Source organism: Vibrio sp. 10N.222.55.A1, assembly GCF_041473835.1.
In the GTDB taxonomy this organism is placed as follows: domain Bacteria; phylum Pseudomonadota; class Gammaproteobacteria; order Enterobacterales; family Vibrionaceae; genus Vibrio; species Vibrio crassostreae_C.
Genome location: NZ_JBFRSX010000060.1, coordinates 108,915 through 123,023 on the forward strand (window position 1 = coordinate 108,915; position 14,109 = coordinate 123,023).

The following is a 14,109-nucleotide window of genomic DNA, read 5'->3' on the forward strand; positions in this document are numbered from 1 at the left end:
TCGCATCTCGCATCTCGCATCCCGCACCTAATTTTTATTCGCTTGAACACGCATTCTGGTATATAAACATTTACCTAACCTTTAAATGTAAAGCGACCGAAATAAATGACCGCACCGACCACTATGACGTTCTTCGAACGTTTTGAAACTGACATCCTATCTGGCAAGAAGACGATTACTATTCGTGATGAATCTGAGCGAGACTACCAGCCAGGCAGTGTTGTGGAAGTATCGACGCTAGAGCAAGACCGTGTGTTCTGTAATCTTAAGATCATCAGCGTTGAGCCAATTTTGTTTGATGACTTAGGTGAGTTCCATGCTCAGCAAGAGAACATGACGCTGCAAGTACTGAAAGACGTGATTCAAGATATCTACCCGGGTATCTCTCAACTGTATGTGGTTTCTTACGAGCTTGTGTAGCCCGCTTTAAATAGAATTTGTTGATCAATACTGCGTCTAACGCAGAGCAATGATAAAGGGAAGCCACAATGAGTGAATTACAGAGCGAAACAGTTCAGCAAATTTTGCTTCAACTTTATTGTCGTGAGCAAAATGAGCAGCCGTTAATCTCTAGAACTGATCTCGACATTGCTCTTTATGATAGCGAAGGCTTTCTAGCGTGGCGTGACACAAGGCGTAACTTTACGGTCAGTGATATCGAGAATCGAGTTTGGGTGAAGAGCTGCCCCGGCGGTTACATCACTGAAGTGCACTTCAATGCTGACGGTTCTTTGATTGAATATCGTTTGTTCGACCGATTTGAAACAACAGGGCAGTGGCAACTAAAAGACGGTTTGTTACACGTCGAGATTCTGAAGGGTGAGAACTGCTACCAGTTTGCTGTTGTGGCTCGTGCTGACCTTAATATTCACTCTGCGGTTGAGTATAAGAGCGTAGAGCTGCATTCGTACTTGAAGCTTGTTCAAGTTGAAAGCTAAACGCTGGTTCGTTTAATTAGCATATAAAAAAGCCAACAGTGATGTTGGCTTTGTTGTCTTCAATCTGACTGAATACTTCTATTAAGCTTCGAAGTTCGCCAATCGAGTATAAAGCTCGCTGTCTTGATCTTGCTTTGCACAAATCGTCAGTAGGTCTTCAATAAAGTACTTCAATGCACGTGCTTCAATTCGGCGAATACCTTGTTGATGTTCTTCAGTTAGGTAGCCGTAGATAGTCGCAGCGCCAAAGTCACCCAAGATCATCTGACCTTGTTCGTTCACTAAAGTGTTGTGAGCGTATAGATCACCATGAGAGACTTTATTGGCATGAAGGTGTTCAAACACATCAATCATCTGCTCTGTAATGCTATTGATTTGAGCAATTGAAAGTTCGAAACCTTCTGGGAAAGTATCACGCGTGCAAGTCTCGAGTGTTGGTGGTAGCCCTAGGTTGTAGTAGCTGTTTGGAATGAGTTCCATCACCAAAGCTAGGTAATCTTGTTCCTCTACTTGGGCGATAGATTTTACCAAGTTGTTATGGTGTCCAGCCTGCAAGCACGCTTCCAGTTCATCATGTGGGTAGCCGTCACTGGTGACTTCGCCTTTAAACACTTTAACCGCCACTTCCTGTGGAAAATCGAAGTCGCTGTTTAGCCAGCTTGCATGCGAGATCACGCCAGATGCGCCTTGGCCAAGTACTTGATTCAGTGAATAGCTTTGAGAGCTAACCGCAGGCACGCTATCTAAGCTGCTAGGGTGTTTGCAAAACGGGTTACCCGCAAACGCTAACCAAGCCAGTTTTGGTAGCTTGATAAGGAACTCTGGGAATTCAGTCAACTGGTTTGCAGACAGGCGAACTAGCTCAAGGTTGGATAGGTTTTCCATGCTTTCTGGTAACACGCGAATCTTGTTACCCGCCAATGCCAGTTTCTGTAGTCGCGGTCTTTCACCTAGTGAGCTAGGCAGGGCCTCAATCTCATTGTCGGTCAGGATTAACCAACGTAGTTGAGTCGGCAGAGATTGTTCGCTAACGGTTTTGATTTGGTTGGTTTTGAAGCCAACCATTTCGAGCTTAGGAAGTGACCCTAGAACATCAGGCAGGTGCGTAAACAGGTTATTCGACGCGAAGATAATACGCAGGTTAGTTAGCTTTGATAACTCGGCTGGTAGGTCTGACAGCTGATTACCTGAAAGGTCTAGGATCTCAAGAGAATCTGCAAGCTCTATGATTTCTAGAGGGAACTCTGTGAGACCTTCTGATAGTTTTAGACGCTTAATACCTTTAAGTTGCCCTGATTTTAATTGTTCTAGAGTATGCAAACCTTAGCCTTATGAATAGATGTTCGAGGCGAGTAGTTTACTTGTCTCAACCGAGAAAGGCGAGTATCCGGAAGAATACTCGCCTAACTAAGCTCAGTGAACGAATTTACGAAGGTTAAAGCTGTATATGGTTTTGGCTAACGCCGATCTCCTCAACAAAATCGCTATCATGACTGACCAAGATGAATGCGCCTTGGTATTCACGCAGAGCCGAAGCCAATATTTGCTTCGAGTCTATGTCCAAGTGATTGTCTGGTTCATCAAGCAAAAGAAGTGGGGCATCCTGTTTATGGCTGACGATCAACATCGCCAGCTTCATTTTCTCGCCACCACTGAGGTGATCGACTTTTCGATATACCGAGTCACGCCTGAATCCAATTCCCGCTAGCAGTGTTCGCGCGTCGCTCTCTGTTAATACAAAGCTATGCGTTATTAAACTATCGAACATCGTATCGTTGGTGTCTAACAGGCCAAAGTGTTGATCCAAATAGACGGTCGCCCCTAAGCGCTTAATCGAGCCTTTATAATTGGCGTGTTGACCGTGAATCGCTTTTAACAGTGTCGACTTTCCACACCCGTTAGCACCGGTTAGATAACACCGTTCCCCTTGTGATAAAGAGAAACTGATTGGCGCACCAGAGCCGTAAATAAGGCGGCAGTTTTCAACGGTTAACAAAGAGCTCTTTTTACTGTTATTACTCTGTTGTAGATACAAGGCCTGTGGTTTTAGTTGTTCCTTTTGTTCTTTAAGAGATTGAAGTTTATGTTGGTTTTGGTCCTTTAAGTTCTTTTGACTAGTGGCTGATGCTCCTTGCGTTCGTCCTGCTTTATCTTTCATCGCATCCAATAATATCTTGGGTTGGCTACCGGACTTTCTGAGTCGATTACCTTGAGACTCACGTTGCTGTGCTTTTTCCTTATTAGCTTGAGCTTGGCGCTCCAGTCGTTTCTTTTCGGATTGGTGATGTGCAATCTGTTTATCTAGTGCATCGGCCTGATTCGACATTTGTTTGAAGTAGTCATCGTAGTTTCCTTTATAGAAACGTAACCCCAAACTGTTGAGATGGTAGATACCTTCCATTTGTCTCAATAAGCTTCGATCATGGCTGACGACAAGTACCTTACCTTCAAACAACTGGCATTGTTCTAGTAGCCAATTGCGTCCGTCGTTATCCAAATGGTTCGAAGGCTCATCGAGGATCAGTATGTCGTTATTTGATACGAATAGCTGATGAAGCTGTAACAGGGCGAGTTGCCCACCACTCAAAGAGCAACAAAGTGTGTTCAAATCACGAGTGATCTTTAATGTACCTAGCAACTGCTGGGTACGTGCCTCTAAATCCCAATCATCGCCAACGATATTGAAGTGCTGCAGTTCACAGCTACCTTGTTCTATGGCGCTTAACGCTTCTAACTTTTCGGTGAGTCCTAAGAAGTCAGCGATGGTGATGTTGGTATCCAGTAGCTTTGATGGTAACTGAGAGTAAAAGCCGATTGAACCTTGGCGCGAAACACTGCCCGTTGTGGGCTGTTTTTGTCCAACGAGCAACGAAAGTAACAATGACTTTCCAGCCCCATTTCTTCCGACTAGGCCTGTGAGGCGAGTGCTCAAATTAAAGGTGATGTTTTTGAATAACCACTCACCAGTATCGAGTTGGAATGAGAGATTATTGGCTAATATAGTCGGCATAGAAATACCTCCCTTTACGTGTAAACGAGTAAAAGGGGTGAGGCGCTTTTCTGTGCAAGCTCCTGCTGGATGCTAACAACAGATCGCCAAAGGCGTTACTTAGATAGATGACCAATGAAAGAGAGAAAGCGGTATTGAGATGGTTCCTGTCTTTGAGGTACTGATCTTAAAGATGTTTGTTTGTCAAAAAACGGATCTTTAAGAGCTTGATTTGTCGCGAAAATAGATGATGAAGTAACGCCCACTAACCCCGAGTGTCCAAATGATTTTTATAAAAATAAATCGGATGTCAGGATGTTAGTACTTCATTATGGCGTTATTCTCTTTTGAAATGATGGTGGGATGGTACTGAAAGAAAGTACTCTGAGTCAATATGTTGAGGTGATCAAATTGTGTTCAAATAATTAAAGCGCCTTTGTGGCGCTTTAGTGATCATTATTGGAAATCAGTTGAGTCTAGAACTTATATCTTTGGGTTTAGAGCTTAGAGCTTAGAGCCTTGGGCTTAAAGCTAAAGCTACTTGGTTTGCCCACCAACGGCGCGCCAACACATATCAAAGCTATCGTTGATGTACTTCGATGTTTGCTCTGGTGGAGACTCGCTTTGTTCAATCAGCCAGTTTGCACAAATCAGAAAGTGGCTATGAATGAAGTGTCTAACAAGGTTAATGTCCAACACCATCAATTCACCATCTTGTTGCCCTTTCAAAATGATCTCGTCTAGCGATGCGAACATCTGTGAAACAATCACTTCTCGAGTTTGAGTCGTTGGGTCGAAATGAACATTGGTGAAGAACTTCATCGCAACCGGATTCTCTAATGCCCACTCAATTCCTGTGATCCACATGAACTTAAAGGTTTGGTAGCGATCTTCTACAGCCACATCAGTGTGCGGTTGAAGGGTCGAGAATAGCTCTAGCTTCAGCTCGCGAAACAGTTCATCAATCAATAGAGATTTATTCTCGAAGTGGTGGAACAACGTCGCTTTTGCCACGCCGGCTGTTTTCGCTATTTGTCCGGTAGATGTGCCCTCTAGCCCTTGTTGAGAGAAGAGCAGGAGTGCAGCATCTAGGATTTTTTGTCTTTTGGTGATCATCTATTGAGTACTTTGAACATCAGTTTCTTGATTGGGTTGTTGTAAGGAGGATGCATTAACTTGGTGAAGTTGATTTTTCCTCTACTTAGAACGGTTTTGGCATGGCTAAGGGTCTTGAAGCCCTCAATGCCGTGATAGTGTCCCATGCCTGAAGGGCCGATGCCACCGAATGGTGCGTCTTCTGCAGCCACATGCACCAAAGAATCATTAATACACACGCCGCCAGAGTGCGTGTCTGATAAAAGCTTGTCTTGGGTTTCTTTATTATGGCTCATTAGGTACAGAGCCAGTGGGCGTTCTCTCTCTGTGATGTAATTGATTGCTTCTTCGATGGAATCATAAGGCACGATAGGCAAAACAGGACCAAACAGCTCTTCTTGCATCGCGAGCATCTCATCGTTCACTTCGGTGAGAAGGTGCGGCGTCATTCTGTGGTTTACATCGTCTTGTGCTTGTTCGGTTACCGTGTGAATAACCGCGCCTTTGGCTTGTGCGTCTTCAATGACACCTTTCAAGCGATTGTATTGGCGCATGTTGATCACTGAGGTTAAGTCTTTGCTCTCAATACCGGCTTTATAAAGCTTCTTGAAATAACGCTTATAGGCTGTGATGAACTCGTCTGATTTTTCTCGCGGCAATAAGATGTAATCAGGCGCTACACATATCTGGCCAGCGTTTAGACTCTTGGCAAACAAGATACGTTCAACAGCGTCAGCTACATCAAAGTCAGGGGCAATGATGGTTGGAGATTTGCCGCCTAATTCCAAGGTAACTGGTGTTAAGTTGTTAGCCGCTGCTCTCATAACGTGTTTACCCACAGCGGTTGAGCCTGTGAAAAGGATATGGTCAAACGGCAGTTGGCTAAATTTAGCGGAAACGTCAGCTTCGCCTTCGATAATCGCAACCTGATCTTCACTAAAGCCTTCGGCCAACATCGCTTTTAAAACTCGGTTGGTCGCTGGAGTAAACTCCGACATCTTGAGCATCGCCGTGTTGCCCGCTGCTAACGCTGTGATCAGAGGGCCTAAAGAGAGCATGACTGGGAAGTTCCAAGGCACGATGATACCAACCACACCTACTGGCTGATAATGCACAGTAATCTTGGCTGGTGTTAGCATCAAGCCGGCTTTTCGACGTGAAGGCTTCAACCACTTCTTCAGGTTTTTATCACTGTAATTGATCTGGTGTAGGGAAGGGGTGATGTCAGCAATTAAGCTGTCGTGCTCTGCTCGATGGCCATAATCTTCTGATACCGCTTCAATTAACTGCTCTTGGTAGCGCATTAATAGTTTTTTCAAGACTGAGAGATCATTTCGTCTCTGATCAAGTGTTGGATTAACGTTGTTACGGTAGTGATCTTGTTGTCGGTTGAATATTTGATCCATGTCGTTGGTGCTCGACGTGTTTGGTTCAAGGTCTAGATTATGGCTCATAGTATCCCCTAAATTCGAAGGCTGACCGATTGGTTGGTCAGTTAAAATTACAAGAAGATTGAACCGAATACAAGATATGCGCGAGAAAAGTTCAAAAATTGAGCGGTTACAACATTGAAGTGAGCGAGTTCTAGTAGGAAGAATGAAGTGTTTATCGGCATCGAATCGCGGGACACAAGCTGTGTTGGTGATAGCGAGAGTTCAGATTGTGAAGTGCTTATATTTGTCACAACTCTGACTTAACCTCACTCAATTTACTAAAAATCTTTTGGTTTCTGCACATTTTTTCTCCCTAATTTAATGTGAGAAATTGCTTTATATTTAATGCGCTTCAGCCTGTTTTTTACCCTAAAACCTTGTAATTCCTTACCTGTCATTTTAAGTCGATCTGTCGATAAAAAAACGTAATCGTCACCACAAATATCAATGGTTGGACTCGCTCTTAATAATATCGGTTAATGCAGCCAACAAATCGTTTTTGAACGCTTTTTGTTGGGTTATACCTCGCTATTCCAAAGAGGTATCTTCTGTCGATGGCCCTATAGTGTGAGGTCTCTAGAATTGGAAAATTCGGTTAATTTGGAACGCATCCGTGCTGAGTATAATGTAAAGCACTGGAGCCAAGGTTTTTATGGAATTGATGATAACGGTGAGGTGTATGTTTCACCGAGCGAAACCGATCATCAAGTCCCACTAAGTAAGATCGTAAAACAGTTAGAGCAAAGAAATATTGGTTTACCTGCTCTTGTGCGTTTTCCTCAAATAGTGCATCAACGTGTGCACAATATCTGTAACGCATTTAACCAAGCGATCGACGAATATCAGTACGACAATCGTTACCTACTTGTTTATCCGATTAAAGTTAACCAACAAAAAGAAGTGGTTGATGAGATCTTAGCGAGCCAAGCTCAATTAGAGCAAAAGCAGCTAGGACTAGAGGCGGGCAGCAAACCTGAACTATTAGCGGTATTGGCGCTGGCTCAAAAAGCGAGCTCTGTGATCGTGTGTAACGGTTACAAAGACAGAGAATACATCCGCCTTGCACTGATTGGCGAGAAGCTAGGGCACAAGGTTTTTATCGTTCTAGAGAAGCTGTCAGAGCTTGATCTTGTTCTTTCTGAAGCGAAAGCTCTGGGTGTGAAACCTCGTTTGGGTTTACGTATCCGTCTTGCTTCTCAAGGCGCAGGTAAATGGCAAGCAAGTGGTGGTGAGAAGTCGAAGTTTGGCCTGTCTGCATCACAAGTGCTTACTGTTATCGAACGCTTGAAAGCCGAAGACCAGCTGGATGTACTTGAACTTGTGCACTTCCACCTAGGTTCGCAAATGGCAAACATTCGTGACGTGCGAAATGGCGTGAGTGAAGCGGCTCGTTTCTACTGTGAACTGCGTGATATTGGCGCTCAACTGAAGTTCTTAGATGTTGGTGGTGGCTTGGCAGTCGATTACGACGGCACGCGTAGCCAATCTTCAAACTCAATGAATTACGGCTTGCTTGAGTACGCTCGTAACATCGTGATGACAGTAGGGGATATTTGTAAACTCTACAATCAGCCACAACCTGTGATTATTTCGGAGTCTGGTCGCTCACTGACTGCGCACCATGCTGTGTTGATCACCAACGTGATTGGTACTGAAAGCTACTCACCGGAAGATATGGCTGCGCCAGAAGCAGACGCACCACTGTTGCTAAACAACATGTGGAAGAACTTCTTAGAGCTCGATGCTGGTAATGATGACCGTGCGTTGATTGAGATCTATAACGACACTCAGAGCGATATTGCAGAAGCGCACAACCAATTTGCGACCGGTATGCTGAATCTTCAGCATCGTGCTTGGGCAGAGCAAATGTCTTTGCGTATTAACTACGAGCTTAGCACTCGCATGAGCACAAAGAACCGTTACCACCGTCCAATTTTGGATGAGTTGAGCGAGCGTTTAGCGGACAAGTTCTTCGTGAACTTTTCACTATTCCAGTCATTGCCAGATGCTTGGGGTATTGATCAGGTGTTCCCTGTATTGCCACTGAGCGGTTTAGACAATGCGGATGAGCGTCGTGCTGTAGTGTTGGACATCACTTGTGACTCTGACGGTACGATTGACCAGTATGTTGATGGTCAAGGTATTGAAACGACTCTGCCAGTTCCTGCATGGAACCCAGATGAACCATACCTGATGGGCTTTTTCTTAGTAGGCGCATACCAAGAGATCTTGGGTGATATGCATAACCTATTTGGTGATACTCACAGCGTAGTGGTCAACGTTGACGAAAGCGGTGAAGCGAATATCGACTACATCAACGAAGGCGACACGGTTGAAGACATGATGCGTTATGTTCATATCGATATGGATCTAATTCGTCAGAACTACAAAGAATTAGTAACGGCGAAAGTACCAGCGCAAGAGCAGCAAAGCGTACTTGAAGAGTTAGAGCAAGGCTTGATGGGTTACACCTATCTTGAGGATTTTTAATGAACGATCTATTTACCAAACCAGATTACTCGCTGTATTCCAATGCGATGACGTTTATGCGTCGTCCATTGGTACAGAACCCAATTGATAACGATGCTGATGTGGTTGTGTTGGGCGTGCCGTTAGATATGGCGACGTCTGGTCGACCGGGTGCTCGTATGGGCCCTGATGCGATTCGTCGTGCGTCTGTAAACTTGGCGTGGGAAGGCAAAAAATTTCCTTGGGACTTCAATGTATTTGAACATACCTCGGTGATTGATGCTGGCGATCTTGTGTTTGATTGCGGTGATGCTGAAGATTTAACTCAGCGTTTAGAAGCAGCCGCTGATGCGATTCTAAACAGTGGTAAAACTCTGTTAGGTTTAGGTGGCGATCACTTCATTACACTGCCTTTACTTAGAGCATACGGCAAGAAGTTCGGTGAGATGGCTCTGATTCACTTCGACGCGCACACTGACACTTACAGTCAGGGCAGTCGTTACGATCACGGTACTATGTTCTACCATGCGCCAAATGAAGGTTTAATTTCGCCTGAACATTCAGTGCAAATTGGTATTCGTACAGAGTACAAGCAGGAAGGACACGGCTTTAACGTTATTAACGCGATGCAAGCGAACGACATGAGCGTGGACGAGATCATTGCTCAAGTGAAAGGCATTGTTGGTGATAAGCCAGTTTACCTAACGTTTGATATCGATTGTCTGGATCCTGCTTTTGCTCCGGGTACAGGTACTCCGGTATGCGGTGGTTTGAATTCAGATAAAGTTCTGAAAATTATCCGTGGTTTGCAGGGCATCAACATGGTTGGTATGGACGTTGTAGAAGTTTCTCCAGCGTATGACCAAAGCGAGATTACAGCACTGGCTGGTGCAACTATCGCACTTGAGCTGCTTTATGTTTGGACGGCAAATCGCCTCGCTAAATCATAGTGTTTGATTGTTAAAAGCGTAACGCTACATACTGATTTTAAAGCCCACTAAGTTTCAACTTAGTGGGCTTTTTTGTTTTGCCGAGCAACAAACATTCTATTCTCGCATCTCAGTAAGTAGTCTTTTCTTGGCTGTGAACTAATAGGCTAAAAGGCTCGTATTCTACGGTCTATCTCATGATTTGTGAGCGAAAAATCATCACATTGATTCTGAGAGGTGTCTCAAAGATGGGACTTGCCTCTGCTTTACTAAGGATGCAGAGCTTACCGCTATTAATGCCCTGTATTCGCTAATGATTTATCAACTTTGTTACTGTATATATTTATAAAACGAAGATGTGTATTTATATTGCGCGCTCATTTGCATATTAATCAGCATCCTACTAACTTTTGACTAGGGTTTTTAAGCCTTGAAAGAATACTTGGATTTGCGAAAAGATGTCTCTTCGCACAGACATGGCATTTTTTATGGGGAAGACTAGGCTTAAGGGTAAGTAAACTATAAAAAAACAGGTGAAATACTTCTCTCTTTTCAAGCCGATTGGGCATAACAATGGATTGCCATTAGATGAGAGCTAAGTATGCGTTCAATTAAAACCTGAAATTGCTATTACAAATAATTTTCACAGCGCTTAAAAATAGTGCTTTGTGACAACGGGGGATGTATGGATATTGAAGTTTCGCGCCAGGTTGCGGTAGTTGAAGCAACGAGTGGAGATGTCGTCGTAGTTAAGCCAGACGGCAGCGCAAGAAAAGTTTCAGTTGGCGATACCATCCGTGAAAATGAGATCGTGATTACGGCCAACAAGTCAGAGCTTGTATTAGGCGTTCAGAATGATTCGATTCCGGTTGCAGAGAATTGCGTCGGTTGTGTTGATGACAACGCTGCATGGGTAGATGCCCCAATAGCTGGTGAGGTTAATTTTGACTTACAGCAATCAGATGCAGAAACCTTTACTGAAGACGACCTTGCTGCAATTCAAGAAGCCATTTTAGGTGGTGCCGATCCGACTCAAATCCTAGAGGCAACGGCCGCTGGTGCTGGACAAGGTTCTGCAAACTCCGGCTTTGTCACTATTGATTACAACTACACACAGACTCAGCCATCGACATTCTTTGAAACCGCAGGTTTAGCAGATCAATCGGTTGATGAAGATAGAGAACAATTTAGAACAATAACTCGTTCATTGGGCGGTCAATCAATCAGTGAAGTGCTCACTGAAGGCTCCATTTCTGATAATACCTACCCCCAATCTATTACAACTACTGAAACGATTATTGCTGGTAGTTTAGCGCTCTCCCCTGATTCTTTCGCTCCAGATGCACTGTCCCTCGCTTCGCTACTCACAGAGCTAAACAGTGATATTACCTCAAGTGGTCAGCCCGTTACGTTTACTTATGATGCGGCGACGAACTCTATCATTGGTGTTCAAGGCACCGATGAAGTATTACGCATCGACATCGATGTTGTTAGTGTTGGAAACAACGCTGAGCTTTCACTGATCACAACGATTTCTCAACCAATTGATCACGTAACATCTGTTGGTGGTGGCCAGGTTTCCTATACAGGCGATCAAATTAACATCACTTTTGATATTCAAGGTGAAGACACCGCCGGAAACCCATTAGCAACACCAATTAATGCGCAAGTTGCCGTGGTTGATGGGGTCGATCCGTCTGCTGAAAGTGTGAATATCAGTAACGTAGAAACTAGCAGTGCAGCAATTGAAGGAACGTTCTCCAATATTGGTAGTGATAATCTTCAATCAGCTGTATTTGATGCTGGTGCACTGGACCAGTTTGATGGGTTGCTCAGTGATAATCAAAATACGCTTGCAAGGCTATCTGATGATGGGACAACGATCACTTTGTCCATTCAAGGTCGAGGTGAGGTTGTTCTCACTATCTCACTAGATACCGATGGTACTTATAAATTCGAGCAGTTTAATCCAATAGAACAAGTGGGCACCGATTCACTGACGTTCGATTTACCGATCACGATTACCGATTTCGACCAAGATGTTGTAACCAATAACATCAACATTGTTATCACTGATGGCGATAGCCCAGTCATTACTAATGTCGACAGTATTAGTGTCGATGAAGCAGGCATCATTGGTGGCTCACAAGAGGGAACCGCGCCTGTAGCGGGGAGCGGAAGTATCACTGCCGATATTTTCGAAAGCGACATCATCGACCATTATGAACTGGAGCCGACGGAATTTAATACGGGTGGCACCTTGGTTTCAAATGGTGAGGCTGTGCTACTTGAGCTGATTGGTGAGATCGGTGGTGTAAGAACTTATGAAGGTTACGTTGAGGTCAATGGAACGAGAATTACGGTCTTTGATGTTAAAATTGATAGCCCTTCATTGGGCAACTATGAGTTTAATCTTTATGAAGAACTTTCTCATCAAGGCGCTGAAGATGCGCTGCTAACTTTTGCATTGCCAATTTATGCTGTTGATGCAGATGGCGACCGTTCTGCACTATCTGGCGGTTCGAGTACACCAGAAGCCGCTGAGATCCTCGTTAATGTTAAAGACGATGTACCAGTGATGACAGCACCTACAGGGGAAACAGTTGTCGATGAGGATGACCTCACTGGTATTGGTTCCGATCAATCTGAAGACACCATTATTAATGGATTATTCACGGTTGATGAAGGCGCCGATGGTGTTGCGAAGTATGAACTGGTTGATGAAGATTTGGTTCTGACTGGCTTAACCTCCGATGGAGAAAGTCTAGAGTGGCAAGCTGTTTCACAAAACGGCACAACATTTACTTATGTTGCTCAAACTGCAACGAGTAATGAAGCGGTGTTCGAGATTATTTTCGATACCTCGGATAACAGCTATCAATTCGAACTGTTTAAACCAATTAAACACCCTGATGGCTCGGGTGAAAACACGATTGACCTTAACTTCTCTGTTGTGGCTGAAGATTCCGACCAAGATAAATCGAATGCGGTCGATCTGCAGATCACGGTGACGGATGATGTGCCAACCATCACTGATACGACGGTTGCGAGTACGTTTGTCGTTGATGAAGATGATTTAGGCTCTGTTGTCGTTCAAGCGACAGGCTCGTTTGTTACCACAGAAGGTGCAGACCAAGCTGAGGTTTACGAACTACGCAATATCTCATCGCTGGAAGCGACGCTATCGTCGGGCAATGAAGGTATTGAGATCACTGAGATCACAGGTGCTGCTAACACGACGACCTACCAAGGTGCAACTGACGCGAGCGGAACGCCAATCTTCACATTAGTGCTGACTGATGATGGTGCTTACACGTTTACCTTGCTTGGTCCTCTCAATCACGCTACGACACCGAGCAACCTCGATACATTAACAATACCGTTTGATGTTGTTGCTGTTGATCGTGATGGCGATGATTCTAACCAATATGTATTGCCAATCGAGGTGCTCGATGCTGCGCCAGTAATGACGGCGCCGACTGGTGAAATGGTTGTCGATGAAGACGATCTTACTGGTATTGGTTCAGATCAATCTGAAGATACCATTATTAATGGGTTATTCACGGTTGATGAAGGCGCCGATGGTGTTGTGAAGTATGAACTGGTCGATGAAGATTTGGTTCTGACTGGCTTAACCTCTGATGGAGAAAGTTTAGAGTGGCAAGCTGTGTCACAAAGCGGCACAACCTTCACTTATGTTGCTCAAACAGCAACGAGTAATGAAGCGGTGTTCGAGATTATTTTCGATACCTCGGATAACAGCTATCAATTCGAATTGCTTAAACCACTTAAGCACCTTGATGGCGCGGGTGAAAACGCGATTAACCTTAGCTTCTCTGTTGTAGCTGAAGATTTCGACCAAGATAAATCGAATGCGATCGATTTGAAGATCACGGTGACGGATGATGTGCCAAGCATCACTGATACGACAGTTGCGAGTACGTTTGTCGTTGATGAAGGCGATTTAGGCTCTGTTGTCGCTCAGGCGGCAGGCTCGTTTGTTACCTCAGAAGGAGCAGACCAAGTAGAGGTTTACGAACTACGCAATATCTCAACGCTAGAAGCGACGCTATCGTCGGGCAATGAAGGTATTAAGATCACTGAGATCACAGGTGCCACTAACACGACTACCTACCAAGGGGCAACTGACCCAGGTGGGACGCCAATCTTCACATTAGTGCTGACTGATGACGGTGCTTATACGTTTACCTTGCTTGGCCCTCTCAATCACGCTACGACACCAAATAACCTCGATA

The 14,109-nt window shown here is 44.5% G+C and carries 9 protein-coding genes; 5 read left to right on the forward strand and 4 right to left on the reverse strand.

Annotation, left to right across the window (positions count from 1 at the left end; all coding sequences use genetic code 11):
* Positions 1–105 precede the first annotated feature (105 nt).
* Both yqfB and AB4493_RS17480 read left to right on the forward strand, forming a co-directional pair.
* Positions 106–420: a N(4)-acetylcytidine aminohydrolase gene (yqfB, locus tag AB4493_RS17475; RefSeq protein WP_017063603.1), complete on the forward strand. Its 315-nt coding sequence runs from the start codon at positions 106–108 to the stop codon at positions 418–420.
* Between the two features lie 68 nt (positions 421–488).
* Positions 489–938, forward strand: a complete 450-nt coding sequence (locus AB4493_RS17480; protein WP_372155517.1) for a hypothetical protein — start codon at positions 489–491, stop codon at positions 936–938.
* An 81-nt stretch (positions 939–1,019) separates the two neighbouring features.
* On the opposite strand, the gene AB4493_RS17485 is transcribed toward AB4493_RS17480, so the two are convergent.
* From AB4493_RS17485 to AB4493_RS17500, 4 genes are all read right to left on the reverse strand, one after another.
* A complete protein-coding gene (locus AB4493_RS17485) occupies positions 1,020–2,258 on the reverse strand; it encodes a leucine-rich repeat-containing protein kinase family protein (protein ID WP_372155518.1) in 1,239 nt (412 codons plus the stop codon).
* Positions 2,259–2,373: 115 nt separating this feature from the next.
* Entirely contained in the window at positions 2,374–3,948 is a 1,575-nt protein-coding gene (locus AB4493_RS17490) for an ABC-F family ATP-binding cassette domain-containing protein (protein WP_372155519.1), read from the reverse strand.
* A 516-nt stretch (positions 3,949–4,464) separates the two neighbouring features.
* Positions 4,465–5,043: a TetR/AcrR family transcriptional regulator gene (locus AB4493_RS17495; RefSeq protein WP_017066051.1), complete on the reverse strand. Its 579-nt coding sequence runs from the start codon at positions 5,041–5,043 to the stop codon at positions 4,465–4,467.
* On the reverse strand, positions 5,040–6,476 hold the full coding sequence (locus AB4493_RS17500; protein WP_017070227.1) for a coniferyl aldehyde dehydrogenase: 1,437 nt from the start codon (positions 6,474–6,476) through the stop codon (positions 5,040–5,042). Before AB4493_RS17500 ends, AB4493_RS17495 begins: the two co-directional genes overlap by 4 nt.
* Before the next feature lie 561 nt (positions 6,477–7,037).
* Here AB4493_RS17500 and speA point away from each other — a divergent pair.
* The 3 genes from speA to AB4493_RS17515 all read left to right on the forward strand — a co-directional run.
* Positions 7,038–8,945: an arginine decarboxylase gene (gene speA / locus AB4493_RS17505; protein ID WP_061018558.1), complete on the forward strand. Its 1,908-nt coding sequence runs from the start codon at positions 7,038–7,040 to the stop codon at positions 8,943–8,945.
* The gene (gene speB / locus AB4493_RS17510; protein WP_372148744.1) at positions 8,945–9,874 is read left to right on the forward strand and encodes an agmatinase; all 930 of its coding nucleotides are present in this window, start codon (positions 8,945–8,947) and stop codon (positions 9,872–9,874) included. The genes speA and speB overlap by 1 nt, the downstream gene beginning before the upstream one ends.
* 664 nt (positions 9,875–10,538) lie before the next feature.
* On the forward strand, positions 10,539–14,109 hold a 3,571-nt coding region (locus AB4493_RS17515; protein WP_372155520.1), incomplete at its 3' end, for a retention module-containing protein.

What these genes read in the sequence shown, in the direction of transcription:
- yqfB (WP_017063603.1), top strand. Translation starts at nt 106, where the DNA reads ATGACCGCACCGACCACTATGACGTTCTTCGAACGTTTTGAAACTGAC.
- AB4493_RS17480 (WP_372155517.1), top strand. Translation starts at nt 489, where the DNA reads ATGAGTGAATTACAGAGCGAAACAGTTCAGCAAATTTTGCTTCAACTT.
- AB4493_RS17490 (WP_372155519.1), bottom strand. Translation starts at nt 3,948, where the DNA reads ATGCCGACTATATTAGCCAATAATCTCTCATTCCAACTCGATACTGGT.
- AB4493_RS17495 (WP_017066051.1), bottom strand. Translation starts at nt 5,043, where the DNA reads ATGATCACCAAAAGACAAAAAATCCTAGATGCTGCACTCCTGCTCTTC.
- AB4493_RS17500 (WP_017070227.1), bottom strand. Translation starts at nt 6,476, where the DNA reads ATGAGCCATAATCTAGACCTTGAACCAAACACGTCGAGCACCAACGAC.
- speB (WP_372148744.1), top strand. Translation starts at nt 8,945, where the DNA reads ATGAACGATCTATTTACCAAACCAGATTACTCGCTGTATTCCAATGCG.